At 60.9% G+C, this 25,210-nt stretch carries 19 protein-coding genes and 1 tRNA gene; 7 read left to right on the forward strand and 13 right to left on the reverse strand.

The window, feature by feature from the left end; genetic code table 11:
- Positions 1–141: 141 nt before the first annotated feature.
- From radA to EM6_RS13500, 6 genes are all read right to left on the reverse strand, one after another.
- The gene (gene radA, locus EM6_RS13475) at positions 142–1,515 is read right to left on the reverse strand and encodes a DNA repair protein RadA (RefSeq protein ID WP_126423675.1); all 1,374 of its coding nucleotides are present in this window, start codon (positions 1,513–1,515) and stop codon (positions 142–144) included.
- A gap of 412 nt (positions 1,516–1,927) precedes the next feature.
- Entirely contained in the window at positions 1,928–3,403 is a 1,476-nt protein-coding gene (locus tag EM6_RS13480) for a replicative DNA helicase (protein WP_126423676.1), read from the reverse strand.
- Between the two features lie 105 nt (positions 3,404–3,508).
- A complete protein-coding gene (locus EM6_RS13485) occupies positions 3,509–3,874 on the reverse strand; it encodes a hypothetical protein (RefSeq protein ID WP_126423677.1) in 366 nt (121 codons plus the stop codon).
- The gene (locus EM6_RS13490) at positions 3,874–5,505 is read right to left on the reverse strand and encodes a S41 family peptidase (protein WP_232037175.1); all 1,632 of its coding nucleotides are present in this window, start codon (positions 5,503–5,505) and stop codon (positions 3,874–3,876) included. Before EM6_RS13490 ends, EM6_RS13485 begins: the two co-directional genes overlap by 1 nt.
- A gap of 128 nt (positions 5,506–5,633) precedes the next feature.
- Entirely contained in the window at positions 5,634–8,030 is a 2,397-nt protein-coding gene (locus EM6_RS13495; RefSeq protein WP_126423679.1) for a TonB-dependent receptor plug domain-containing protein, read from the reverse strand.
- A gap of 321 nt (positions 8,031–8,351) precedes the next feature.
- Positions 8,352–8,435 (reverse strand) — tRNA-Leu (locus tag EM6_RS13500).
- 132 nt (positions 8,436–8,567) lie between these two features.
- Here EM6_RS13500 and EM6_RS13505 point away from each other — a divergent pair.
- On the forward strand, positions 8,568–9,104 hold the full coding sequence (locus EM6_RS13505) for a DUF1697 domain-containing protein (RefSeq protein WP_126423680.1): 537 nt from the start codon (positions 8,568–8,570) through the stop codon (positions 9,102–9,104).
- Here the strand turns inward: EM6_RS13505 and EM6_RS13510 are convergent, their stop codons facing one another.
- Entirely contained in the window at positions 9,105–10,415 is a 1,311-nt protein-coding gene (locus EM6_RS13510; protein ID WP_126423681.1) for an MBL fold metallo-hydrolase, read from the reverse strand. It abuts the gene before it with no gap.
- Positions 10,412–11,104 (reverse strand): class I SAM-dependent methyltransferase, encoded by a 693-nt coding sequence (locus tag EM6_RS13515; RefSeq protein ID WP_126423682.1) that lies wholly within the window; start codon positions 11,102–11,104, stop codon positions 10,412–10,414. The genes EM6_RS13510 and EM6_RS13515 overlap by 4 nt, the downstream gene beginning before the upstream one ends.
- Positions 11,105–11,284: 180 nt before the next feature.
- Between EM6_RS13515 and EM6_RS13520 the strand changes: the two genes are divergently transcribed.
- The 4 genes from EM6_RS13520 to EM6_RS13535 all read left to right on the forward strand — a co-directional run bounded on the left by EM6_RS13520 (position 11,285) and on the right by EM6_RS13535 (position 15,432).
- Complete coding sequence (locus EM6_RS13520; protein ID WP_126423683.1) at positions 11,285–12,529, forward strand: dicarboxylate/amino acid:cation symporter; 1,245 nt, start codon at positions 11,285–11,287, stop codon at positions 12,527–12,529.
- A 169-nt stretch (positions 12,530–12,698) separates the two neighbouring features.
- On the forward strand, positions 12,699–14,039 hold the full coding sequence (gene tig / locus EM6_RS13525) for a trigger factor (RefSeq protein ID WP_126423684.1): 1,341 nt from the start codon (positions 12,699–12,701) through the stop codon (positions 14,037–14,039).
- A gap of 121 nt (positions 14,040–14,160) precedes the next feature.
- Positions 14,161–14,670 (forward strand): DUF2059 domain-containing protein, encoded by a 510-nt coding sequence (locus EM6_RS13530; RefSeq protein WP_126423685.1) that lies wholly within the window; start codon positions 14,161–14,163, stop codon positions 14,668–14,670.
- A gap of 132 nt (positions 14,671–14,802) precedes the next feature.
- Entirely contained in the window at positions 14,803–15,432 is a 630-nt protein-coding gene (locus tag EM6_RS13535; protein ID WP_013480178.1) for an ATP-dependent Clp protease proteolytic subunit, read from the forward strand.
- Here EM6_RS13535 and EM6_RS13540 read toward each other — a convergent pair.
- Positions 15,429–16,031 (reverse strand): HAD-IB family phosphatase, encoded by a 603-nt coding sequence (locus tag EM6_RS13540; RefSeq protein WP_126423686.1) that lies wholly within the window; start codon positions 16,029–16,031, stop codon positions 15,429–15,431. The genes EM6_RS13535 and EM6_RS13540 overlap by 4 nt on opposite strands.
- A gap of 259 nt (positions 16,032–16,290) precedes the next feature.
- Here EM6_RS13540 and clpX point away from each other — a divergent pair, with 259 nt between their 5' ends.
- Both clpX and EM6_RS13550 read left to right on the forward strand, forming a co-directional pair.
- Positions 16,291–17,550, forward strand: coding sequence for an ATP-dependent Clp protease ATP-binding subunit ClpX (gene clpX / locus EM6_RS13545; RefSeq protein ID WP_013480180.1), 1,260 nt, complete (start codon positions 16,291–16,293; stop codon positions 17,548–17,550).
- Positions 17,551–17,866: 316 nt separating this feature from the next.
- Positions 17,867–19,267, forward strand: a complete 1,401-nt coding sequence (locus tag EM6_RS13550) for a methyl-accepting chemotaxis protein (RefSeq protein ID WP_126423687.1) — start codon at positions 17,867–17,869, stop codon at positions 19,265–19,267.
- Here the strand turns inward: EM6_RS13550 and EM6_RS13555 are convergent.
- From EM6_RS13555 to EM6_RS13570, 4 genes are all read right to left on the reverse strand, one after another.
- The gene (locus EM6_RS13555) at positions 19,264–19,938 is read right to left on the reverse strand and encodes a hypothetical protein (RefSeq protein WP_126423688.1); all 675 of its coding nucleotides are present in this window, start codon (positions 19,936–19,938) and stop codon (positions 19,264–19,266) included. The genes EM6_RS13550 and EM6_RS13555 overlap by 4 nt on opposite strands.
- A gap of 101 nt (positions 19,939–20,039) precedes the next feature.
- Entirely contained in the window at positions 20,040–20,840 is an 801-nt protein-coding gene (locus tag EM6_RS13560) for a thioredoxin domain-containing protein (protein WP_126423689.1), read from the reverse strand.
- 12 nt (positions 20,841–20,852) lie between these two features.
- A complete protein-coding gene (locus EM6_RS13565; protein WP_126423690.1) occupies positions 20,853–22,256 on the reverse strand; it encodes a M48 family metalloprotease in 1,404 nt (467 codons plus the stop codon).
- A gap of 142 nt (positions 22,257–22,398) precedes the next feature.
- The gene (locus EM6_RS13570; protein ID WP_126423691.1) at positions 22,399–25,080 is read right to left on the reverse strand and encodes a ribonuclease E/G; all 2,682 of its coding nucleotides are present in this window, start codon (positions 25,078–25,080) and stop codon (positions 22,399–22,401) included.
- Between the last annotated feature and the right edge of the window lie 130 nt (positions 25,081–25,210).

A 25,210-nucleotide genomic window follows, 5' to 3' on the forward strand; every position in this document is an offset into this window, starting at 1 on the left:
AACCATTCTGGCCTTTTTTATAAAAAAGCGATAGCCCTGATTTAAACCTCATGCCTAAAAGTGGACACCACTTTTCGGAAATACATGAGGTGTTACAAAAAATTAGAGCCATGCGGCGGCTCAACTGAGCCGACTAAGGCTCTAATTTTGGAGGTCAAAGGCGCTCATGGCATTGACCAGATGCGAGTAGGTTTTGACCTCGAACGGTGCATTGTCCTGAGCGGCGACGGGGGCGATGGCGTTGGAAAAGCCCAGTTTCAGCGCCTCTTTCATGCGCGCTTCCATGCGCGACACGCCGCGCACCTCGCCCGACAGACTGATTTCCCCGAAGATAACCGACGCCTTCGGCAAGGGTTGATCGAGCAGGGCAGAGACCAGCGCCATGGCGGCGGCCAAGTCAGCGGCGGGTTCGTTGATCTTTAGCCCGCCCGCGACGTTGAGATAGACGTCCTTACCGCCGAAGCCCAAGCCGCAGCGCGATTCCAGCACGGCCAGAATCATGGCCAGCCGCCCGGAATCCCACCCCACCACGGCGCGCCGCGGCGTGCCCAGGGCCGAGGGGGCCACCAGCGCCTGAATTTCGACCAGTACCGGACGCGAACCTTCGATACCCGCGAACACCGCCGAACCCGATGAGCGCTCATCATTGTCACCGAGGAAGAGGGCGGAGGGGTTGGGCACTTCGCGCAAACCGCCGTCGCCCATTTCAAACACGCCGATCTCATCAGTGGCTCCAAAACGGTTTTTGGACCCGCGTAAGATTCTGAACGGATAGCCGCGCTCGCCCTCAAACGACAGCACGGCATCGACCATGTGTTCGACGACGCGCGGTCCGGCGATCTGGCCTTCCTTGGTGACATGGCCGACCAGGATCATGGCGATACGGTTCTTCTTGGCCAGCCGCACCAGTTCCCCGGCGCAGGCCCGCACCTGGGACACTGAGCCCTGCGCCGCGTCGATGGCGTCCGACCACAGGGTCTGAATGGAATCGATGATAACGAGGTCGTAGGTATCGCGTTTCAGCGCATCGAGAATGGTGCGCAGCGAGGTTTCAGCGGCCAGATCGACCGGGGCCTTGCTGACCCCCATGCGTGAGGCCCGCCCGCGCACCTGCTCAACGGCCTCTTCGCCCGAAATATAGGCAACCTTCAGGCCGCGCAGCGCCGCGTGGGCGGTGACCTGCAACAACAGGGTCGATTTGCCAACGCCGGGATCACCGGCCAGCAGGATGGCCGAACCCGGCACAATGCCGCCACCGCACACCCGGTCGAACTCCTCTATGCCCGTCACCATGCGCTGAGGCGCCTCGTCCGGCGCATCAAGAGTTTCAAAGTTGAGCTTTGAAAGCCTTGAGATTTTCGAAGGTGAGGTTTCGGGTTTCAGACTGCCCGGCGGGGCGGAAAAACTCTCCTGCACCAGAGTATTCCAACTCAGGCACCCCGAACACTGACCTGCCCATTTGGTGTGGGTCATCCCGCAGGACTGACAGACAAAGACGGCCTGAGCCTTGGACATGATTCGCTCGCGCAACGGGGTTTATGCTGCGCAACCGATAGCCTGAGTGGTTGCAAAAATCCAGAACAAACTGCGAACTTTTGTGTCGGGACGGTTCTCCACAGATGCACACAGATGGTCTCAGCGCGGGGCGGGCAAAGTGAAGTTCAAACCACAGATTACACAGATTTCACGGATTGGCGCTTCGCGCCTTTCAGCCTTCACCGCTCTGGGTTCCCGCTTGAAACACAACCATCTGTGAAATCTGTGAAATCTGTGGTTCCTAAATACCTTTGTGGCTATCTGTGGAGAATATCACCACTCTTCTATTCGTAGCTGCTGTACCGGTCCTGACGCGCCAGATTGCCGCCCGCTCTCAGGCAGCGAAGCGATAGAGCAAAGTAAGGCGGTTTGGCCGGTAAGATACGCCACTCTATTCGTAGCTGCTGTACCGGTCCTGACGCGCCAGATTGCCAAACCGCGTGACGTTTTCGTCGAACGACAGGCGTACCGTGCCGATGGGGCCGTGACGCTGCTTGCCGATGATGACTTCGGCGGTGCCGCGCAGCTTGTCCATATCCTCCTGCCATTGCAGGTGTTCGGGCGTGCCTTCCTTGGGTTCGGCGCGGCCCAGATAATAGCTTTCGCGATAGACGAACATGACGATATCGGCGTCCTGTTCGATCGAGCCGGATTCGCGCAGGTCCGACAGTTGCGGGCGCTTGTCGTCGCGGCTTTCGACCTGACGCGAGAGCTGCGACAGGGCGATGACCGGTACCTGAAGCTCCTTGGCCAGCGATTTCAGACCCATGGTGATGGTCGAGATTTCCTGCACGCGGTTCATATTGCTGTCGCCCGTGGTGACCAGTTGCAGGTAGTCCACCACGATGAGGTCAAGGCCGGCCGTGCGCTTCAGGCGGCGCGCTCGGGCCGTCAGTTTAGCGAGGCTGAGGCCGCCGGTATCGTCGATATAGAGCGGATAGGAGGCGATCTCCATCGCCGCGTCCTTGAGCCGTCCGAATTCCACCGCGTCGATTTCGCCCTTGCGCAGGCGGTCTGAGGAGACGCCGGAGGCATCGGCCAGCAGACGGGTCGCCAATTGGTCGGCGGACATTTCGAGCGAGTAGAAGGCGACCACGCCGCCATCGACCGTCTTGCGCGTGCCGTCGGGCTGAATCTCGAAGCGGTATTTCTTGGCCACGTTCATGGCGATATTGGTGGCCAGCGCCGTCTTCCCCATCGACGGACGCCCGGCGAGGATCAGCAGGTCCGACTTATGCAAACCGCCAATCTGCCGGTCGAGGTCGTCGAGGCGGGTGGCCAGACCCGACAGGCCGCCGTCGCGGTGGAAGGCTTCTTCGGCATTGGAGATGGCCCCGGTGACGGCTTCGGAGAAGGTCTTGAAGCCGGTCGAGGAGGTGCCCTTTTCGGCCATTTCATAAAGCTGGGCTTCGGCGCGCTCGATCTGTTCGCGGCCATTGCCTTCCTGCGTGGCCGAACGGGCGATTTCGCCGCCCAGACGGATCAGGTCGCGGCGCAGCGCCAGATCGTAGATGACGCGCGCATAGTCCGAGGCATTGGCCGAGGGCGGGGCGCGATCGACCAGATCGGCCAGGTACCGGATACCCCCCAGATCATTGAAGGCCTGATCCGTCTTGAACTTGTCGAGCAGGACGATGGGTTCGGCCAGATGCCCGATACGGATCTGTTCTTCGATGGTGGCAAACAGCTTCTGGTGAAACGGCTCGTAGAAATGCCGGGCGCTCAGACCATCATACAGGCGCTCATAGGCCCCGTTGTCGAACATCAGCGTGCCGAGCAAGGCCTGTTCGGCTTCGAGATTGTGCGGCAGGGCTTGGGGCGTGTCGGCCGAAACGGGCAGGGGGGCGTCGAGCAGGGTGGTGTTCATTGCGGTGTTTAAGCAGGTCAGGGACGGGCTGTCGCTGCCCCTATGCGGCGCAAAGGCGACTGTCCACTTAACTCCGATTCACAGCCTGTGAATAATGGGGATAAGCTATTCCGGCACCGGGCGGCAGGTGACGCCCTTCAACTCGGTTTCGACCCCTGTATCGTGCCGCACGGCCAGACACTTGCCGTCTTTAAGCACCACATCGAAGACCGTCGGCACGGCAGTGGAATGGGTTTCCAGCGGCCCAAGAGGCGGTGGCAGGACTCCGAGCATGGTCGTTTGACTGGCGGCCGAAGGACCAAACTCGATATTAGCCCGACCGATCACCGGGGCCAGAGCGGCCTTGAGACGGCTGACGGTTTGCGGATCGCTCAGATCGACGCTGGCGGGGACGGCCTTTCCGGCCGCCATCGTCTGACAGCCCACCAGCCCCAGCGCACACAACAGACCGGCAGGGAGGAGCCCGCGCATCAGCGACCTCCCGGCAGGGTCATGTCGCGGTTGACGTCCATGATCCATTTGGGCGGGACTATGGCCGGGCCTGAGCCGCCGCTGACCGGGCCCGCCGACTGGACCGCCGAACTGGCGGCCGCGAAGGCGGTGGCCGAGGCCGGGCACGAACGGGTGCGGCGATAACTGAGCGCCGTGCTGACCAGCCCCTCGGTCGCCAGACCCAGCTCCTTGCTCAGGTCATCGCTGGCGACGCAGCCGGGCAGTTTGACGCCCGTGGCCGAGGTGGTGTTGTTCGGCACGAAGCCGTCGGCATAGTCACCAAAACCGAGATCGTTCACGCCCTGAAACTGAATGGTGTAGTAGGTCTCACCGCAATTGTCCTGCGGGTAGAAGCCATAGGGTTTGCCGCAGGTCTTGCCGCCGATCAGGATGACTTCGACACCGACACCGCGCAGACCGTTAATCACCGCTTCCGAGGCGCTGCACGTGTCTTCGGTGGCCAGCACATAGACGCGCGACAGATTCAGGGTCGGCAGCGACGTTCCCGCCGTTACGGTGAAGCCCAACCCCTGATTGTAGAAGGGCACGGGGTTGTTGGCCTGACCTGTCACGGGATTGGTGTTACCGGCGGCCGCGTTGAATTTCAGCGTTTCAAAGGTGCGGTTGGCGGTGCGCGTATTGCCGGCGATCATGTAGCTGAGCTGTGATGCCACCGCCAGCAGACCGCCGCCATTATAGCGCAGATCGAGGATCAGGTCGCTGACCCCGGCAGTCTGCATGTCGCGCATGGCCGAAACGATTTCGGTTTCGCTGGAATAGGGGCTGAAGGTGTTGAACAGAATATAGCCGATTTTCGAGGAACCATCCGTCAGGACGCTCGTCTTGTTGACCGGCTTGGGGCTGACATTGGCCGAGGTGAGGGTGACGGTCTTTGTTGACCCATCGACCAGACGCAGCCCAAAGGTCGTGGAGGTGCCGGTCGCCGTCGGGAAAAGCCCGGCATTCAGTGCATTAACACCCGCCTGCGTATTGTCATTGACAAGGTCGATGCCGTTGACCGTCAGGATGCGCGCGCCGCGCGGCACTACACCGGCGGCGGGCGAGCCCGGCTCGGTATAGACAACGCGGAAATCGCGCGGCGTCGTGGTCGAATAGGCCGTCAGTTCCATGCCGTAGCTGGCGGTGGCCGCCGCATTGCGCCGCGCCAGATACTCCGTTGTCGGCTCGCTGAAATGGAAGTTGTCCTTGTCCTTGCCAGACGCTGTCTTGGCCGTGGTCTTCAGCGTAGCGAAATAGGCCGTCCGCGTGCCGCCGCTGGCCGGATCGGTGTCGGTGACCTCCGTGTTCCACAGGTAGGTTTCGCGCGTCCAGGAGCGCAGCCAGTTCTTTTCGTCGAGCGCCGTGCCGGCCTTGTCCGGGAAGCGGTTGCCCTCGATATCGACGCCGGTGCGCACGGTTTCGCACTTGTCCTTGAAGGTGCTGGCGGCCTGAAACACGCCGCTGACCCAGCCTGCGACGCCGCCGCCGCCGCTTCCGCCACCGCTCGATCCCGTTGCGGTCGAACCGCCGCCACCTCCGCCGCCTCCGCCGCCACAGGCGGTCAGGGCCGCCGCGGCGGCTGTCAGAACGAACATGCGGGCGAAGGTCATCAGGCGCTTTGTCATGGCGCGATGATGCCACGAAGTTGGCAGACCGCAAGTCCCTCTTTCGCGGGAGGAAAAGACAAAAAAGCCCCCGCAGAGAGGTCTGCGGGGGCTGGGGCCGGAGCGGTTTTCGCTTACCAGTTGTGCGTTACGCGCGCATACAGATAGCGGCCATTGAAGCCGAAGGGCGAGAAGCGCGAGAAGGCCAGCGCGCCCTGTGACCCTTGCAGCGAAGCGATCGTCTTGTCCGGATAGACGTCGAAGACATTGTCCGCGCCGAAGGTGACCGAGGTCTTGTCCGTCAGCTTGTAGCTGGCCGACAGGTCGAGCAGGGTCTTTTCGCCGGTGTGGATATCGCTGGGGAAGTTCGCCGCCGCGTCGATCACGTCGCCATAATACGTGGCGCGACCGTTGACGCTCCACTTGCCGCCCTTCCAATCCACCGTAGTGCTGCCCTTGTTCTCAGGCGTCGAGTTGGTGAGGATATACTGACGGATGCGGGCGAACAGCGCCGGCGGGTTTTGCAGGCTCGACACCGTGTTGGCACCCGGCAGGCGGGTGATTTCGGTATTGCCGCTGTTCCAGGCGAGGTTGAAGTTGAAGCGGCCGTAATGGTCGGTCGGCAGACGATAATTGGCTACCAGATCAATACCGGTCGTTTCGCTATCCACGCCATTGGTGAAAAAGCGGGCGGCCGTCACGCCATAGGGCTTCAGCAGGGCGGTGATTTCCGACGTGCCCGACAGGTTTTCCGTCAGGACGATGCGGTTATCAATATTGATGCGGTAGGCATCCAGCGTCAGCTCAAACGGGCCCTTGCGATAGACGAAGCCGGCCGCATAGTTGGTGGACTCTTCGGCCTCCAGCGCCGGGGCGCCGAGCGCTCTGGCCACCGCAGACGAGGCCGGGAAGGTGCCGGTTTCAACCACGACACCGCCCGACACGACCGAAGCCGTCGAGGTGAAGTACTGCTGTTGCAGGGACGGCGCACGGAAGCCCGTGGACACCGAACCGCGCAGGGCCAGATTGTCGGTCAGTTCGTAACGCAGCGACAGCTTGCCCGACAGGTTGTCACCAAAGTCCGAGTATTTTTCCGCGCGGGCGGCAAAGTCGAAGCTCAGTTGCGGCACGACCGTGGCGCTCAGTTCGGCATAGAGGCCGAAATTGTCGCGGTTGACATCGACCGCATTTGACGGCTGGAAGCCGATAAAGCCCTGCGCCCCGGCGGTGGCCGACGTGATGGGGCCCAGCGCCCAGGACTGTTGCTCGCCGGCCTTGATCTGATAGTTTTCGTGGCGGCCTTCGACGCCCAGCGCGAAGGTCAGGGGGCTGTAGAAGCCAATCGGGAACTCACGGCTGATGTCGGCATTGAGCACCAGTTGGTCATAGATCACTTCGCCGTCATAGAAGCTGGTCTTGGAGGCCGTGCCGTAGGAGGCATTGACCGAATTGAGCGTGTTGTATTCCAGCTCGTTGCGGCCCCAGTTGACCGAATAGTCGGACGTCCAGTCGCCCCACTGCCCGCGGGTGCCAAAGGTCGCCGAATAGTTCTTCGACTTGACATTGATCAGCGGCAGGAAGCCGTTGGGATAGATGGCTGCGACATTACCGCTGTTGCCCGGTTGGCGGAAGAAGGCCGCGCTTTCGGACTCAAGGCTCTGTACGCCGCCGAAGCCATACAGCTTCCAGCCGTTCTCCAACGGCTTGGCGGCATTGGCAAACAGGGCGACGCTTTCCTGCTCCGGATCGCCATAACGGCCGGTCACGCGGTTGGGTGTGACGCGCGGATCGGTGTCGGCGCGGTTGGTCGCTTCGCGGTTACGGTACTCACCCGATACGGTCAGGAAGCCGTCTTCGCCGAGCGGCAGGCCGACCCAGCCAGCGACATTATAGGTGCGGCCGTCGTTTTCCTTGCGCGATGAGCGGTCAGCTTTGACCTCGGTATTGTACTGGCCATAGCTGGCCGAGACGCTGCCGCCCGAACGGGCTTCGCGCAGACGCAGGTTGACGACGCCGGCAATGGCGTCCGACCCGTATTGCGCCGAAGCCCCGTCGCGCAGGATTTCGACCGTGCTGAGCGCCGAAGTCGGGATGGCGTTGAGGTCGGCTGGTGCCGAGCCGCGACCGGCGGAGCCATTGGTGTTGACCTGCGCCGAGGTGTGGCGACGCTTGCCGTTCAGCAGGACCAGAGTCTGGTCCGGGCTGAGGCCACGCAGAGAGGCCGGGCGCACGCTGTCGGTGCCATCCACGGCGGACGGGCGCGGGAAGGTGAGGGATGGGGCGACGCGCGACAGGGTCTGCGCCAGTTCAGTCGAGCCCAGCGCATCCAGCGCGTCCTTACGGATCACATCGACGGGGGCAAGGGTATCGAGGCGCGAGCGCGGCTGGGTGCGGCTGCCGGTGACGACCACTTCGGTGACGTCGTTGTCAGCGGTGGCTTCCTGCGCGAAGGCAGGCAGGGAAAGCAAGCTGAGGGCCGTCGTCGCAGTGAGTGCGGCGGCCAGTGTGCGATGGGAGGCACGGATGGACATGGGGAATGCTCCTGAACAGATCATGGCTTGAACTGGGCCATATCTTGGAGCGGCATAGACCCGTTTAAAGAGCTGAGCCGAGGCATATGTTCTAAGGGAGACGATTAGTTTTGCTAATTCATGTCGGATATGGTTTTAAGTAAGGATATATAAATCAATAATTTAATTTGAATATAGGTGAACATTAATAAACGAAGCGGGGGCGTACGTACATATTTAAAATCAAATGAGTAGGAAAATAGTGGCAATTATGCGACGCCATTCCGGCGGCATCCGGTCGGGATGGCGACCTGAACGAGCAGGTGTCTTTGAAAAGGGAGGTGGTGCGGCTAGAGGGACTCGAACCCCCACGCTTTTGGCGCCAGAACCTAAACCTGGTGCGTCTACCAATTCCGCCATAGCCGCGCTGGCTCTCCTTTAGACATATCGGTTCGCTTTGGCTAGGGGGCGTGGTGCAATTGCTATCTGTGGGCGGAAAAAGCTGTGGCTAATCGCCCATCAGCGCCTTATCACGGCTTAAGACAAAAGGAGGCGGGCATGACGGTCTATGTGGCGCTGCTGCGCGGGGTGAATGTCGGTGGCAATAACAAACTGCCGATGAAAGATTGGCGCGAAAGCCTTGCGGCACTGGGTCTCTGCAATCCCCGTACCTATATCCAGAGCGGCAATGCCGTCTTTGAAAGCGACAGGGCCGCCGAAAGCCTGCCCGACCTGATTACCGCCGACATAGGGGCGCGGTTTGGGTTTACGTCCGTTTGCCACGTGCTGAGCCTGGAGCAGGTCCGCGCCGCGCGTCAGGCCTGCCTCTACGTGCCGGAGGGAGAGGATGGCCACAAACAGGTGCATCTGATGTTCATCAAGGGCGGGATAAAGACCTATGACCCTGACGGACTCGCGGCGCTGGCTACACAGGGCGAGCGGTTCCACATGGGGGAGGGGGTCTTTTATCTGTACACGCCGCAAGGCTTTGGCAAGTCTGTGGTGGCCGAAAAGCTGCCGCGCTTCCTCAAGGCGGAACTGACGGCGCGCAATCTGAGGACCGTCGATGCGTTGATCGAACTGGCGCACGGCTGATTATCCAGCAGGAGCCGGGCCGCAGACCAGATAGTTCAGGCTGAAATCGACCGTCGGCATGTGGAGGTTGGGTGTGCGTTCAAACAGGGCCAGACTGAGGAGCTGGTTCCAGTTCGACCGCCCCGACAGCCCTTTGATAAACAGCTTGCGGTCCAGATGAATGTTGAAGACGTGGCCTTCGGCCCGGTGGTCGCTGAGAGTGAAACGCCCGATAATGTCATCCGATGGCAACCCGTCGGCGTCCACGCTCAGGCGTTCGTGCAGGATAAAGGTGACGGTCTGACCGATGATCACGCCGCCTTGCGCCATACGGGCGCTGTAGCGGGCATAGGCGTCTGCAAACAGGGCGTCGAGCGCGGCCGCATCCACGTCACTGTCGTCGAAATCGTCGTGCGGATAGGGATCGGAGGCATGGGCCTTAACGGCTTCGGCCTTGCTTCGGGGCAGGGGGCTGAGGGGCTGGCTGAGCGTCAGATCACTGAGGTCCAGGCAACGACCGCCTTCGATATCAAAGGCCTGCGCTCGCCCGCTGAGCCTTTGGTGCAGGGCCGGAAAAGTCGGTTGAGCCACCCAGCGGTTGAGGGGCGCAAAGCGTCCCGGTACGACATAGGTGCCGCCCGCCGGTATGTAGAGACGCGGTTGCAGCACGTCGATAATGGCCGAAAACTTGTCGAGGGAGCGCGCAATAACGGCGGCCTGTTCGGCGGGACGATCAATATTGACAAAATGCTGGGGATAGCCGCTGGCGGCTCCGGTCATCAGGCAGGCGGCGTCCAGCGCCCCATAGGTGCGTGCAATGTAGTCGCGTACCGTGCGGTAGTTATCGAGCGAGAGGGGATTGTCGACCTGATTGAACAGGGTCAGGCCGTCACCATGCACGATAAGCGAGGTATCGAGATCGTAGTCAATCTGATCCTCAAAGCCCCCGCTATTGCTGGTCATCTGAGGCACGATACTCAGCGACAGGCCGCCTAAATCAAACCGCGTCAGGCCGGCCAGTTCGATCACCCGCGTGGCCCCCAGTCTGAGAAGACGGTTTTTGAGCGTCTTGCTGGTGAAGTCCTTTATGATGAAAGGCTTATCGAGAACACCTGAGGCTTTGAGCAGGGCCGGGTCGAAGTGATCGGCGTGGATGTGCGAAATATAGACGGCGTCTGCCGAGCGCATGAAGGCGTGAAGCGCATCGGGGTCATATTCCGGAAAGCTGTGCCAGCCGCCTTCATTGGCGACGCCCGCCCACGGGTCGCACAGGAGGCGCGTGCCGCCCGCTTCGATCATCAGGAACGAATTGTTCAGGTGGGTGATCTTCACAGGGGCTTTCGTCCTATGGCGAACATGGAGGTCGCGCGGCCTTTGAGCCAGTCGGGCGCCAGTCGGTTATCGCCGCGAAACGGCAGCAGATAGCGCGCCTTCCAGAAGCGGTTGTTCCCCTGATAGTACCAGTCCGGCTTGCATCTTAGGCCCGGATAGACCTGAACGTCCGCAAAACCGGCCAGCTTCAGCACAAGGGCCAGACTGTGGGGGGTGTAGGGTTTGACGTGGGTCGGGTCGTTATAGAAGTTGCGGAAATCCTGCTGGAAGTTGGGGGTAGAGATGACCACCGCACCACCGGGGCGCAGAAGGCGCAAGGCCTCGGAGAGGAACAGGCCGGGATCGCGCAGATGTTCGATCACCGCCAGAGACACAAACAGGTCAAGGCTTTGCGCCTCCAGCGGAAAGGCGTCGCTTTCGAAGTTCAGCGTGTCGATATCGTAACCCTGATAAGCGAAGCCGCGCGCGGCGGCACCGCTTTCCAGATAGCGGTCGCCGCATCCGGCATCGACGACACGCCCGGTGGAGGGCTGCATCACGTCGCCATAGCCGCTCAGGCGGGTGAGGGTTTCCAGCGTGCGCCATTCCCGTTCGCCCTGAGCGGCGCGGTCAGGCCCTGCCGACTGACGCAATTGGGCATTGCGGCGGTCAAAATAGCGATTTTTCAGGGCATGGGCGGCGTCTGACATGGACGGAATCCGCCGCCGATTCTGACCGCAGAGCAAGCCTGCGGCCGCCCAAACCCCGCGCGCAGGGGCCTGAATTCAGGACCGGTTTCCTGTGCGGTGAATGGATTCATGGGGCGTACCCCTTGCTAATACGCCGCACATGGGTAGTGTCGGGTGCAATTAGCTTAACCGGAGCCCTCCGTGAAAAACAAGTTCGCCCTCTTTATCATCGCGGCCATGGTGCTGGGTGTGGCCACCGGATGGGCCAGCAACCAGTATCTGGATGCGGCGCAACTCGAACAGGCCATTTCGATCTATGGCCTGCTGACCAAGGTCTTTCTGCTGCTGATCAAGATGATCATTGCGCCCTTGGTGCTGTTCACGCTGGTGGCGGGGATTGGCCATATGGAAGACGCGGCGGCCGTGGGTCGCATCGGCGGCAAGGCGCTGGGCTGGTTCATCGCGGCCTCCATCGTGTCGCTGTTGCTCGGTATCGTGATGGTCGAGTGGTTGCAGCCGGGCGCAGGTATGAACCTGCAAACCGCAGCGGACGCCATCAACGCCCCCAACACCTCGAACTTCACGCTGGAATCCTTCATCACCCACATGATTCCATCGTCGATCATCGACGCCATGGCCAAGAACGAGATCCTTCAGATCGTTGTCTTCTCGGTGTTCGTCGGCACTGCCATCGCCATGCTGGATGACAAGTCGCCCGACATCATGCGCCTGGCCGAACAGGGCGCGTCGATCATGCTCAAGGTGACCGAACTGGTGATGAAGTTCGCGCCGTTCGCCATCTTCGGTTCGCTGGCGGCGACGGTGGCCAAGCAGGGCCTGCCCATCCTCGTCACCTATGCCAAGTTCATCGGCGGCTTCTATTCGGCGCTGGGCGTGCTGTGGATCGTGCTGATTCTGGCCGGTCTGATCTTTGTTGGCGGGCGCATCTTCAAAATTCTGGCGGCGTCGCGTGAGCCGGCGCTGCTGGCCTTTTCGACCGCTTCGTCCGAAGCCGCCTATCCCAAGCTGCTCGACGGCCTGCCCAAGGTCGGCGTGTCGCGCAAGATCGTCTCCTTCGTCCTGCCGCTGGGCTATTCGTTCAACCTCGACGGCTCGATGATCTACTGCACCTTCGCCACCCTGTTTATCGCGCAGGCGCACGGGGTCGATTTCACCACAGGGCAACTGGTGATGATGCTGTTCCTGCTGCTCGTCACCTCTAAAGGGATCGCCGGTGTGCCGCGTGCCTCGCTGGTCGTCATTATGGCGACGCTCAGCTATTTCGGCCTGCCCGATGCGTGGATCGCCATCGTGCTAGGGGTTGATCACCTGCTCGACATGGGCCGCTCGGCAACCAATGTGGTGGGCAATACCGTCGCCTCGGCGGTGGTGGCCAAGTGGGAAGGCCAACTGGGCGACCCGGAGCCGGAAAAGGCGCAGGTTTAAAAGGCGGCAACCGTCTTTTATCGTTGACCTTATCCCCGCTCATGCCATAAGAGCGCATCTTTAAATTTGCCGCCCGCGGTCTGCGCGGGCGGTTGTTTGTCTCTAACGGCGAACCGCGGAACGAACGCGATGTTCGGTAGCTGCCCTTCGCAACAGGTAAAATAGATCGATGCAAGTCGTTGAAAAACTGAATGAAGGTCTGTCGCGCGTCTATCATGTGACCGTGGCCAAGGACGTCCTGGCCGCCAAGCTGGACGCCAAGATCAAGGACATCGCGCCCAAGATGCAAATCAAGGGCTTCCGTCCGGGCAAGGTGCCCGCGGCGCACGTTCGCAAGCTGTATGGCAAGGAACTGATGAGCGAAGTCCTTCAGGAGCAGCTCAACGAAACCTCGCAGGCGACGCTGGAGCAGCACAAGGTGCGCCCGGCCAGCCAGCCGGAACTGAACCCCATCGGCGACATCGACGCCGTGATCAAGGGCGAGGCCGACCTGGCCTATGAAATCTCGGTCGAGCAAATGCCGGAATTCGAGCCGGTCGATCCTTCGACCCTCGAACTGAAGCGTCCGGTCTATGAGCCGACCGATGAGGAAGTGAACGAGCAACTCGAAAACATCCTCAAGCAAACCAAGTCGTATGAGCCCAAGGGCGGCAAGGCCCCCAAGGCGGCGGACGGCGACAAGCTGAAGATCGACTTCGTGGGCAAGATCGACGGCGAAGTCTTCGAAGGTGGCTCGATGGAAGGCGCTGAGCTGGTCATCGGCTCGGGCCAGTTCATTCCGGGCTTCGAAGAGCAACTGATCGGCGCCAAGAAGGGCGAAGAGCGCGTGCTGAACGTGACCTTCCCGGCTGATTACGGCGCGGCCAATCTGGCCGGCAAGGCAGCGACCTTTGAAACCACCGTGCACGAAATCTCGGCCCCCAAGGACGCCGTGGCTGATGATGAGTGGGCCAAGGGCCTCGGCCTCGAAGGTCTTGACGCGCTGAAGGACCTGCTCAAGGGCCAGTTGCAGCAGCAATACGCGCAGGCCGCCCGTTTCAAGATGAAGCGCGCCCTGCTGGACATCCTCGACGAAAAGCATTCGTTCGAGCTGCCGAAGAAGATGCTGGACGCCGAATTTGCCGGCATCTGGCAGCAGGTCGAGCAGGACAAGGCCGCTGGTCAACTGTCCGAAGAAGACGCCGCCAAGTCGGAAGACGAACTGAAGGGCGAATATATGAAGATCGCCGAGCGCCGCGTGCGCCTCGGTCTGGTCCTCGCCGAAATCGGCACCAAGAACAATGTGCAGGTGTCTGAGCAGGAAGTGGCGCAGGCCATCGCTCGCGAAGCCCGCAACTTCCCCGGTCAGGAACGTCAGGTGTTCGAGTTCTATCGTCAGAACCCCGCCGCCGCCGCTCAGATCCGCGCCCCGATCTATGAAGAAAAGGTCGTCGATCACATCTTCGCCATCGCCAAGGTGAGCGAAGAGCCGATCAGCAAGGAAGACCTGCTGGCCGACGAAGAGGACTGATCCCGTTTCGACGGTATTGCCGGAATAAGAAAAGCGCAGGAGAAGCCTCTCCTGCGCTTTTTTGTGGGCACGCCGTTTGTATCTGCTATGCAAGGCTGTCATTTTTTTAGGGGGGAAGGCCATGCGCCGTTTTCTGATCGCTGTCACACTGTTTTTCGCCGCCGCCGGGCTGGCGCCTTCGGCCATGGCTCAGGAAGCCGCCACGCCGGAAAAGATCGCGCTGGTGAAGCGTTATTTCAAAGCGATAGATTTTGAAAAAATGATGTCTCAGGTCACTGGCTCCATGGGACCAGCTATGGTCGAACAGATGAAGCGCGACAATCCTGAATTGGATGAGGAAAAAGCTCAGAAGCTTATGCAGGCCTCATTGGACGCGACTTCCGCCTACATGGTGAAAATGATGGATCGTTCCGCGGAAATATACGCAGAGGTCTACACATTGGAAGAGCTGGAATACATGGTGTCTTTCTATGAGGACCCGCGTGGCAAGAAAATCCTAGAGAAAATGCCTCTGGTAATGCCTAAAGCCACGAAAATTGCCATGGACTTGTTGCCAGAGTTTCAGGAAGATATAAAAAAGCGCGTATGTGCGGTCATCGATTGTAAGACGGCTAAAAAGCCCAAGGCCTGATCTGGGCGTTTCTCCACTTGAAAACGCGCAGGCAAATTGCCAATTTAAACGCGACAGGGACTGCGCACACCTTCGGTTAATCAAATCAGCCTTAGATGCGGTCTCATAACCCATAACGCTTTAGGGACTTCCATGCGCGATCCAGTCGAAAACCTGACCAGCTACCTGATCCCCACGGTCATCGAGCAATCGAGCCGCGGTGAGCGCGCCTACGACATCTATTCGCGGATGCTGAAGGAACGCATCATCTTCCTCACCGGCCCGTTCGAAGACGGCATGGCGACCTCGATCTGCGCCCAGTTGCTGTTCCTTGAATCGGAAAACCCGAAAAAGGAAATCTCCATGTATATCAACAGCCCCGGCGGTCAGGTGACCTCGGCGCTGGCGATCTACGACACCATGCAGTACATCAAGTCGCCGGTCACCACCGTGTGCATGGGCATGGCCGCTTCGGCGGGCTCGCTGATCCTGCAAGCCGGTGAAGCCGGTCAGCGTATCTCGCTGCCCAATTCCAAGATCATGGTGCACCAGCCGTCGGGCGGGGCGCGCGGCATGGCTTCGGACATCGAAATCCAGGCCGAAGACATCCGCAAGACCAAGAAGCTGCTTAACGAAATCTACGTCAAGCACACGGGTCAGCCCTATGACGTGATCGAGCGCACGCTGGACCGCGACCGTTATATGACCGCCGCCGAAGCCAAGGAGTTCGGCCTGATCGACCACGTTTATGAAAAGCGTACCGACCCGGTCAGCAACGCCTAAACAGGCTTTTTGACAAACAGTCTGTAATGACCCTGCCGGGCGGCCTTGAGCATCTCAAGGTCGCCCGCTGTGTCTCCATAGGCCGCTTCGAGGTCCAGCGCCTCGCCATAGACTTCCCGCAGGCGACGCATCTTTTCTTCGCTGCGACAGTTCAGACCGTCCAGATGCGGCGTCAGACGGTCATCAGCATCAAACCCCAGTCGCGTGCCGATGGTGCGCTCGGCCTCCAGTCTGTTGCCGAATTCCCCCACCAGCATTTCCGGGGAGGCGGTGACGATCACCCTTTCGGCGTGTTGCCCCACCTCGGCCCAGGTGTGAAGGGCGTCCGGGCGGAACAGGCGATCCCCCATCGCGTCGGCAAAAGCGGTAAAGCGCGCTTGCAGATCGTCCCGGCGGACGGGCCCCATCAGGTGAAACAGCAGATGCGATTTCAGCGCCCCCCGGTCACGGGTGCGCAGATAGTCCGTCAGCATGTAGGGGTGGCGCACAAAGGCGAGGGCTAGCCGGGCATGGCCACATTGCCACACCAGAAAGGCGGTAAAGCTGTCTTTATAGGTCAGGGTGCCGTCGAAATCGAAGGCGTGGACGGGGAGGGGCATGGCTGACAATCCGGTTCCCTCTCCCCATATAGGCAACAGGGTTCGCAAAAAAGCCCCTTAACCATAGCTTGCGGCGCGGGGGTGGTTGAGGGCTGGTCTAATCTGTGCATAGATGGCCAAAGCGGTGTGGGTCTGGCCCAAAATCGTACCGGAATGACCTTTTCTTAAGGGTCAAAGGTGCATAGTATCGGTTGAATAGTGCCTCGGCTTTTTCTCCGGAGAGGGAAACGGCCGGCGCAAACGAAGGTGAGAAGCGCTTATGACGAAAGCCGCCAGTGGCGACAGCAAGAGCACCCTCTACTGCTCCTTCTGCGGAAAGAGCCAGCACGAGGTGCGCAAACTCATTGCCGGTCCGACCGTTTTCATCTGTGATGAATGCGTCGAACTGTGCATGGATATCATTCGTGAAGAGCACAAGATCGCCTTCGTGAAATCCAAGGACGGCGTGCCGACGCCGAAGGAAATCCGCGAAGTTCTTGACGATTATGTCATCGGTCAGGCGCAGGCCAAGAAGGTCCTGTCGGTCGCCGTGCACAATCACTACAAGCGCCTGAACCACGCGGCCAAGGGCAATGACGTGGAACTGGCCAAGTCGAACATCATGCTGATCGGGCCCACCGGCTCGGGTAAGACCCTGCTGGCGCAGACGCTTGCGCGTATTATCGACGTGCCGTTTACGATGGCCGACGCCACCACCCTGACCGAAGCCGGTTATGTCGGTGAAGACGTTGAAAACATCATCCTGAAACTGCTTCAGGCCGCCGATTACAATGTCGAACGCGCCCAGCGCGGTATCGTCTATATCGACGAAGTCGATAAGATTTCGCGTAAGTCTGACAACCCCTCCATCACCCGCGACGTGTCGGGCGAAGGCGTGCAGCAGGCCCTGCTCAAGATCATGGAAGGCACCGTCGCCTCCGTACCGCCGCAGGGCGGGCGCAAGCATCCGCAGCAGGAATTCCTGCAGGTCGATACGACCAATATCCTGTTCATCTGCGGCGGGGCCTTCGCCGGTCTGGAAAAGATTATTTCGGGCCGTGGCAAGGGCACCTCAATCGGCTTTGGCGCCACCGTCAAGGACCCGGAAGAACGCCGTCTGGGCGAAGTCCTGCATCAGGTCGAACCCGATGACCTGATGAAGTTCGGCCTGATCCCGGAATTTATCGGTCGTCTGCCGGTTCTGGCGACGCTGGAAGACCTCGACGAGGCGACTCTGGTCAAGATTCTGACCGAGCCGAAGAACGCGCTGGTCAAGCAATATGCCCGCCTGTTCGAGATGGAAAACGTCACCCTGACCTTCACGGACGAGGCCCTGTTTGCCGTCGCCAAGAAGGCCATTGTGCGCAAGACCGGCGCGCGCGGCCTGCGTTCGATCCTCGAAGGCATACTGCTCGACACCATGTACGAACTGCCCAACATGCAGGGCGTCGAAGAGGTGGTGATCAATGCCGAGGTGGTCGAAGAACGCGCTCAACCGCTGCTGATCTATGCGGAAAAGCGTGGCGGCGGTGCGGCTTGAGTCGGGGCGAACTGGCCCATTTCATAAAGACTAAAGATGATAAAGAGTGGCTCTGGAAACGGGGCCGCTCTTTTTTGTGAAAAAAGAGCGTTTTTTCCGGTGGTCAGTGAACCAGCGTGACCACGGCAGCGTATATAACCTCCAAAAATTGTAACGATGTTATTCCCTCGTTAACGACTCGGCGACACTCTGTGCGAAGTGCGTACATAAAGTGGCGACGGGAGGGTCGGCCGTGCTTTTCAACAAAACCAATAAAGTCTCCAGCCGGGGGAACGGCGTTACAGCAGAAAACATCCTTAAAGCCGTGGAAACCTCCATGGCGGTTATCGAATTCAAGCCTGACGGCAGCATTATCCGCGCCAATGAGAGCTTTCTGTCTGTCGTCGGCTATACGCTGGCGGAGGTCGCGGGACAGCATCACCGCATGTTCATCGAAGCGGACTACGCGCAATCATCGGATTACCGTCAGTTCTGGGAGGCTTTGCGCGCCGGCAAGCCGCAAAAGGGAGAGTTCAAGCGCCTCAACAAGGCCGGGCGTCAGGTGTGGCTGGAGGCCAGCTATTGCCCCGTCTTTGACGATAACGGCCGCGTGGCCTCGGTGACGAAGTTCGCCTTCGACATTACCGACAAGAAGAACGAAGTGACGCGCCTTCTGACCATGATCGACGGTATGCCTGTGGCGGTCATGACGGTTGATCCGAAAAACGACTTCAAGATCAATTATCTCAACGAAACTTCCAAAAAAACGCTGAAGTCGATCGAACAGTTCCTGCCCATCAAGGTCAACCAGATGCTGGGTTCATCGGTGGACGTGTTCCACAAAAATCCCGAACATCAACGGCGTATGCTGACCACCGACGCCATGCTGCCCTTTTCGACCAAGATCAAGATTGGCCCGGAAGTGCTGCGGCTTCAGATCACGGCGATCAAGGACTCCTTCGGTGCCTATATCGGCCCCATGCTGACTTGGGCGGTGATTACCGCACAGGAGACCGTCGCCAGTGAGGTGACGAGTGTGGCCGATGCCCTTCTGGCCTCCTCGATGTCGATGAGCGATTCCTCTCAGGGCCTGCGTGACGCGGCCGAAAACGCCAGCCAGCAGGCGGCTTCGGCGGCTGCCGGTGCGGAGCAGATGTCGAGCGCCATCCACGAAATCGTGACGCAGGTGACGCGGGTATCCGACCGCGCGTCGGAAATCGCCTCTCAGGCACAGTCGATGGATGATCGAGTCAAGGCGCTGGCCGACAATGCGAGCCAAGTGGACTCGGTGGTGGCTCTGATCAAGGACATTGCCGCCCAGACCAATCTGCTGGCGCTCAACGCCACCATCGAAGCGGCGCGCGCGGGCGAGGCGGGCCGAGGCTTCGCCGTCGTGGCCTCCGAAGTCAAGGCTCTGGCCTCACAGACCAGCAAGGCGACGGACGAGATCACCCAGCAGGTGCTGGCCATTCAGACGTCGAGCCACGAAGCGGTGAAGTCGGTCGAAGAAATCTCCAACGCTGTGGCCGAACTGTCGGGCCTGACGACCTCCATGGCCGGCGCGATGGAAGAGCAGGCAGCCACCACCCAGCAGATGTCGAGCAATATCGGCAATGTTTCGCATTCGGCCACGGAAACGGGCGCCCTGGCCTCCAGCGTTCAGGAAACCGCATCCGGCCTGTCCGGCCATGCCGAGCGTATGAAAACCAGCATTCAGGGCCTTCTGAAGGCGGGTTAAATGTTTAGTCCCGGTGATTGATGGTACGATTTTATCGCCATTGATGAGGGAGCGGTCCTTTCTCCCTTTTTCAGCCTTTCGAGATGTTCCCGGTGATAGTCGGGAGCGAAGATGGCCGGGTGGCGACGCAGTTCGGTGTCCGGCGGCTGACCCGTCTCTTCGAGGATGCGTTTGTAATACTCACCCCACAGGTTCATGAGCTTGGTGACATCGGCTTCGACATAGCCTTCGTCGCGCCACAAGGCGAGGTGCATCCCCTTGGCAATGGTGACGAGCTTATCAAACATTTCGCTACGGTGGGTTTCGTAGTGACTCTGACGGTTCAGTTCGGCCTCGGCGCGTTCCAAAGCCAGTTTCTGAGCCGCTTGTTCGTCGATGGTATAGTTTCTCAGACCGTAACGTTGCGGTTTCGCTTCTTCCGCGTCGTCAGAAGCGAGGGTGCGGGCAGCGGCTTTGAGTGATTTCGGCTCTGGCGGCGGGGCAAAGAGTTGACACAACATGCTGTCGGCCGCCATGACGGCGCGGGCCGTGCGTTCGGCTTCGAGCGCGGTTTCCGGTTTCGACAGCGCGGTCACGTGACCCAGCACCTTGTCGGCATAGTCGCGCAAGGCCGCACGACGCTCGGCCAGCATCGCTCTCAGTTCCGCCTTGTTTTGCGCGTGGACATCCATGCGCCCATGATGACACGGGTTGAACGCGCGGGGATAGATTCGCGTGAAACCCCTATTGGGGGTCTGGGGGCAAAGTCTCTTCGCTTACTTCGTCTTTTCTCTTACTTGGCCTTCTGACGCGCCGCCGTCACCAGAGTCTGGAGTTGCGGGATATCGCCGCCATTGACCAGTACGCCATCGACGATGAAGTTGGGCGTCGCTGCGATGCCCAACTTGTACCCCAGTTGCAGGGTTTCCTCGATCTTGGTCTGAATGGCGGGCGACTGCGCCTTGGCGTGCAATTCGGCCGGGTTGACCCCGGCGGCGGTGAGGGCCGCATCGACATCGGCCTGAGAGCTGAGTTCGTGGCTATAGAGGGCGTTGTGCACGGCGGCGTAGTGGCCGGTATCGCGCGCGGCGAGGGCGAGGGCGGCCAGAACGCGCGAATTGTCCTTGCCGATGATCGGATATTCCTTGACCACCACGCGCACGTCGGGATTGGCCTTGAGGAAGCTCAGCAGGCTGGGGTGTCTGGCGCGGCAGGCTCCGCACAGATAGTCGTGGAATTCGATAATGGTGATGGGCGCTGACGGGTTGCCAAGGATGGGATCATCGGCGGCGATGATTGAGCCTTCATTGGCCTTGATGGCGGTTTCGACGCTCTTGCGCGTTTCGGCGTCCTGCTTTTCACGCAGAGCCGTCGAGGCATCGACCAGCACTTCGGGCCGCGTCATCAGGCCGCCGCGCACGATCAGGCCCTGAATATTGGGCAGGACGTACGGCGCTAACGCCAGCACAAAGGCCCCGGTTGCCAGAGCCAGCGCCAGATTGGCCTTGCTGAGCAGGGGCTCACGCGGGGCGGGGGCGGGCGCCTCTGTTTGGGTTTCGGGTGCAGGCGTCGGCGTCTCGGGGGTATCGGTCACTTATCAACTTTCTTAGCGGCGAAGGCGGGTTTCTTCCTCCACCGGGTCGATACCCATGAGCGAGGAGGTGGTCAGGACGATGTCGCGGGCGCGGCGGTATTCGACGGAATCCTTGGGCAGGTTTTTCTGCGACCACACGGCGAAGGTGCGGGCCTGCGGGATATTGCCCTGATAGAATTCGGCTTCGGCGGAGGCCAGACGCGCCTGACCCGGCATTTTCAGACCGTCATAGCCCTGCGCCAGCAGGTTCCAGGCGAAGCTGTTGTCGGGTTCGTATTTCAGCGAGGCGTTGAGCCGGTCGATCCCTTCGCGCAGATTGTCGTCCCCGCCGGCAGCGATCAGGGCCTGCCCCAGATTGACCATCAACAGCGGCGCATCAGGCAGCAGTTCCACCGATTTGCGGTGTGCTGGGATGGAGAGCGCCGTCTGGCCCGTTTCGAAATAGATCTGCCCTTTCAGTTCCCACAGATAGGGGTTGTTCGGCTGTTCGGTCAGAAGCTGATCCAGTTCGGCCAGCGCCTTTTTCACCTCGGTCTGCTTGTACCACGCAATGACGTGGGCGTAGCGGGCCGGGTAGGAGCGGTCGTTTTCGGGGTAGCGCATGAACACCTTTTGCGGGTGATCGAGGAAGCCCGACAGCTTGGCCTTGACGATGCTGAATTCGGCGATCAGTTCCGGTGAGTCCACCGCGTCCTTGTGCGGTTGCTGCTCGACCAGGCGGCGCAGCGTGGCCACGCGGTCACGCGACAGGGGGTAGGTGCGGAAATACTGATAGCGCTCGGCGTTGGAAAAGGTCTCGTAATTGCGCAGCTTGTCGAAAAATTCGACCAGACCGCGGCCGGACATGCCCGCACGCTCCAGCGCCTTGACGCCCGCGATGTCGGCGGCGGATTCCTGCGTCTGCATATAGCGCAGCGCCCCCAGCGTGCCGAAGGTCTGCGATGAACCCAGAAGGCCCACGCCTGCATCCCCGGCCCCGGCCAGAATGGCGATAATGCCCAGTCCCAGTGAAATGGCCATCGGGGCCTTGGCCGCCTGATAGATTTCGTCGGAGCGCACGGTGTGACCGGCCGCCTGGTGGCCGGCTTCGTGGGCGATGACGCCGAACAGCTCATTGGGCGTTTCGGCTTCACCGATCATGCCGGTATTGAGGCCGATAATCTGACGCGAGGTGGCAAAGGCGTTGATCGACTGATCAGCGATCAGCAGGAACTGCACCTGATCGGCATTGAGGCCCGACGCGGTCAGAATGCCGCGCGTTTCCTTATGCAGGAAGCGCTCGATCTCGGTATCGCGGATGACGGTCTGTGCCTGCGCCTTGGGGGCAAGACCCGTGACGGCCAGAGTCATCAGCGAGGCCGCCGCCAGAGGCTTCAGCCAGCCGGACGCTCTGTTTTTAAGGCCGTTCCACACCATAGGCACGTCTCTGTCACGGATTTCGTTGAGCTTTATATGGGCGATAAGAGTGACAAATCTAAGGCCCCCACACAACCGGAAAAGCCGGAGGGCTGGCCGTAAACAAAAGGCCCGCAACGCGAACATTGCGGGCCTTGTGCTTTTATCGGCGCCACCAGCCGCGTTTGGGCTTGGCGGGCGGGGTGTTGATTTCCGCCGGATCGGGCTCTGGCGCGGTGGGGGCGAAGCTGCCGCCCATCGGTTCGCTTTCCAGAACCGGTTCCGCAATGACGGGTTCCGGGGCGATTTCGACGACGGCTTCGACCGGCGCGGGTTCCACCGCCGGTTCGACGGCCAGTGTGGGTTCTGCGGCGATCTCGGCCACCGGCTCGTCGGTCTTCTTCTTGCGTGAGCGGGTCTTGCGCGCCGGTTTGACCACCTCTTCCGCAACGGCCTCGGCCACCACTTCCGGGACCGCGTCAGTGACCGGCTCAGGTGCGGTTTCCAGCACGGCAGGCTCAGCGGCGACCGTGACGGTTTCGCTCGCTTCGGCTTCGGCCTTGCCACGGCGCTTGCGCGGCGGACGCTTGCCCTTGGGGGCGGGCTGATCGCGCAGGTCTTCGGGCACCAGCGAGGTCGGGGCCTGAGTGGCGGCCCCCAGCACCGAGGCGGCTTCGGGGGTATCACCAGCGATCACCAGTGCGTCGGCTGCCACTTCGATCACATCGAAACCATCCGGGGTTTCGCCCGGTTGCGGCGCGCGCTTGCCCTGCGATTCGTCGAACGGGTCGATCCACACATACGGCTCTTCCAGCGACGGCGTGCGGGCGCGCACCCAGGCATAGGCTTCGCGCGGACGGGCGTCGGGACCGTTGCGACGGCCACCGCGGCGGCCGCGACGACGGCGACGGTTGCGGCGGAAATCGCCGTCCTCGTCACCATCCTCGTCTTCGCTGTCGGCCTCGGAGTCGCTGGCTTCGGCCTCAGCCGTGTCGGCTTCGACGCGCGGCTCGTTGTCCTGACGGCCACGGCGACGGCGGCGACGGCGGCCACGCCGGTCATCGCGGTCCTCACGCGCTTCGGCGCGTTCAGAGGCCTCATCATCGTCCGTGTCTTCGCGCTCGATGGCCTCTTCGTCGATGGCGATGACGTCTTCGTCCTCGTCCTCATCGTAGTCCGGGTCGGGGCCAAGGTCGATGATCGGATCGGGGCGAACGGGCGGCGTGAACTCCACCTCATCGGCGTGCACAGTGCGCACGATCTCGAATTCCGCGTGGTTCAGGTCGGAGTCGATCTCGACATTGACCTTCAGACCCCATTCGAGGCGCAGCTTGGCCAGATGCACCTGCTTTTCGTTGAGGATATACAGGGCCACGGCCTGCGGCAGCTTGATGGTGATGGCGCCCGCGCCATTGGTCATGGCCTCAAGGTCGATGGCGCGCATGGCCGCCAGAGCCGAGGAGTCGGTCGAACGGACGCGGCCCATGCCTTCGCAGTGGGGGCAGATGACCGTCGTGCCTTCAAGGAAGCCGGTGCGGCGGCGCTGACGGCTGATCTCCATCAGGCCGAAGCCGGAAATCTTGCCCATCTGGATGCGGGCGCGGTCTTCACTGAGGGCGTCTTTGAGCTTCTTTTCGACGGCGCGGTTGTTCTTCGACTCATCCATGTCGATGAAGTCGATGACCACCAGACCGGCGAGGTCGCGCAGACGCATCTGACGCGCGGCCTCTTCGGCAGCCTCAAGATTGGTCTTGAGCGCCGTCGCCTCGATATTGCGCTCCTTGGTCGATTTACCGGAGTTGACGTCGATGGCGACCAGGGCTTCGGTCTGGTTGATGACCAGATAGCCGCCCGAGCGCAGCGGCACGACCGGCGAATAGATACGGTTGAGGATGTCGTCTATGCCGTGGCGCGCAAACAAAGGCATCCCGCCGTTATAGAGCTGGATCTTCTTCGCCTGCGACGGCATGATCATGCGCATGAAGTCCTTGGCGGACTTGTAGCCTTCGACGCCCTCGACCTGCACGTGGTCGAAATCCTTGTCAAACAGGTCGCGGATGGCGCGTTTGACGAGGTCTTCTTCCTCATAGATCAGCGCCGGGGCGTTGGAACGCAGAGTCGTTTCGCGGATGTTTTCCCAGACGCGCAGCAGGTAGTCGTAGTCGCGCTTGATCTCCTGCTTGGTGCGCTTGGCCCCCGCCGTACGCACGATCAGGCCCATGCCCTGCGGCACGTCGAGCGACTGCGCCACAGCCTTCAGCCGCTTGCGGTCGGCCCCGTTGGTGATCTTGCGGCTGATGCCGCCGCCGCGCGCCGTATTGGGCATCAGCACGCAGTAGCGCCCGGCCAGCGACAGATAGGTGGTGAGCGCCGCGCCTTTGTTGCCGCGTTCTTCCTTGACCACCTGCACCAGCAGGATCTGACGACGCTTGATGACTTCCTGAATCTTGTAGCGCTTGATCAGGTGGGCGCGCAGGCGGCGCTCCTCATCGGGCAGGTCGTCGCCGTCGTCTTCGTGATCCTCGTCCTCGGCGTCATCATGGCCATTAGCGGCGGCCTGCGCCGCCAGTTCGGCCATCAGCTTTTCACGGTCGGCGACCGGTATCTGATAATAGTCCGGGTGGATTTCGTTGAAGGCCAGAAAGCCGTGACGATTACCGCCATACTCAACGAAGGCCGCCTGAAGCGACGGCTCTACGCGGGTGACCTTGGCGAGATAAATATTACCGCGCAACTGCTTGCGGGCATGGCTTTCAAAATCGAATTCCTCAACTTTTGAGCCGTTCAGAACGACGACGCGGGTTTCTTCCGCGTGCGTCGCGTCGATTAACATGGTTTTCGACATTAACGCGATCTCCGCAGCGCGCACGCCTGAACGCCGCGCCGGACACAGGGCCGGGCGGTGAGAGGGGGCGCTGACTGATTTGGGGTGAAAGGCGTGCGCAAAGGCCCGGTCCGGCGCGCGAGGTGCGCGG

Origin of the sequence: Asticcacaulis excentricus, assembly GCF_003966695.1 — a bacterium.
Classification (GTDB): domain Bacteria; phylum Pseudomonadota; class Alphaproteobacteria; order Caulobacterales; family Caulobacteraceae; genus Asticcacaulis; species Asticcacaulis excentricus_A.

Bases quoted from the DNA above. Each gene is read 5' to 3' on its own strand.
- radA (WP_126423675.1), bottom strand. From the start codon at position 1,515: ATGTCCAAGGCTCAGGCCGTCTTTGTCTGTCAGTCCTGCGGGATGACC.
- EM6_RS13480 (WP_126423676.1), bottom strand. From the start codon at position 3,403: ATGAACACCACCCTGCTCGACGCCCCCCTGCCCGTTTCGGCCGACACG.
- EM6_RS13485 (WP_126423677.1), bottom strand. From the start codon at position 3,874: ATGCGCGGGCTCCTCCCTGCCGGTCTGTTGTGTGCGCTGGGGCTGGTG.
- EM6_RS13490 (WP_232037175.1), bottom strand. From the start codon at position 5,505: ATGACCTTCGCCCGCATGTTCGTTCTGACAGCCGCCGCGGCGGCCCTG.
- EM6_RS13495 (WP_126423679.1), bottom strand. From the start codon at position 8,030: ATGTCCATCCGTGCCTCCCATCGCACACTGGCCGCCGCACTCACTGCG.
- EM6_RS13505 (WP_126423680.1), top strand. From the start codon at position 8,568: ATGACGGTCTATGTGGCGCTGCTGCGCGGGGTGAATGTCGGTGGCAAT.
- EM6_RS13515 (WP_126423682.1), bottom strand. From the start codon at position 11,104: ATGTCAGACGCCGCCCATGCCCTGAAAAATCGCTATTTTGACCGCCGC.
- tig (WP_126423684.1), top strand. From the start codon at position 12,699: ATGCAAGTCGTTGAAAAACTGAATGAAGGTCTGTCGCGCGTCTATCAT.
- EM6_RS13530 (WP_126423685.1), top strand. From the start codon at position 14,161: ATGCGCCGTTTTCTGATCGCTGTCACACTGTTTTTCGCCGCCGCCGGG.
- EM6_RS13535 (WP_013480178.1), top strand. From the start codon at position 14,803: ATGCGCGATCCAGTCGAAAACCTGACCAGCTACCTGATCCCCACGGTC.
- EM6_RS13540 (WP_126423686.1), bottom strand. From the start codon at position 16,031: ATGCCCCTCCCCGTCCACGCCTTCGATTTCGACGGCACCCTGACCTAT.
- clpX (WP_013480180.1), top strand. From the start codon at position 16,291: ATGACGAAAGCCGCCAGTGGCGACAGCAAGAGCACCCTCTACTGCTCC.
- EM6_RS13550 (WP_126423687.1), top strand. From the start codon at position 17,867: ATGGCGGTTATCGAATTCAAGCCTGACGGCAGCATTATCCGCGCCAAT.
- EM6_RS13555 (WP_126423688.1), bottom strand. From the start codon at position 19,938: ATGGATGTCCACGCGCAAAACAAGGCGGAACTGAGAGCGATGCTGGCC.
- EM6_RS13565 (WP_126423690.1), bottom strand. From the start codon at position 22,256: ATGGTGTGGAACGGCCTTAAAAACAGAGCGTCCGGCTGGCTGAAGCCT.
- EM6_RS13570 (WP_126423691.1), bottom strand. From the start codon at position 25,080: ATGTCGAAAACCATGTTAATCGACGCGACGCACGCGGAAGAAACCCGC.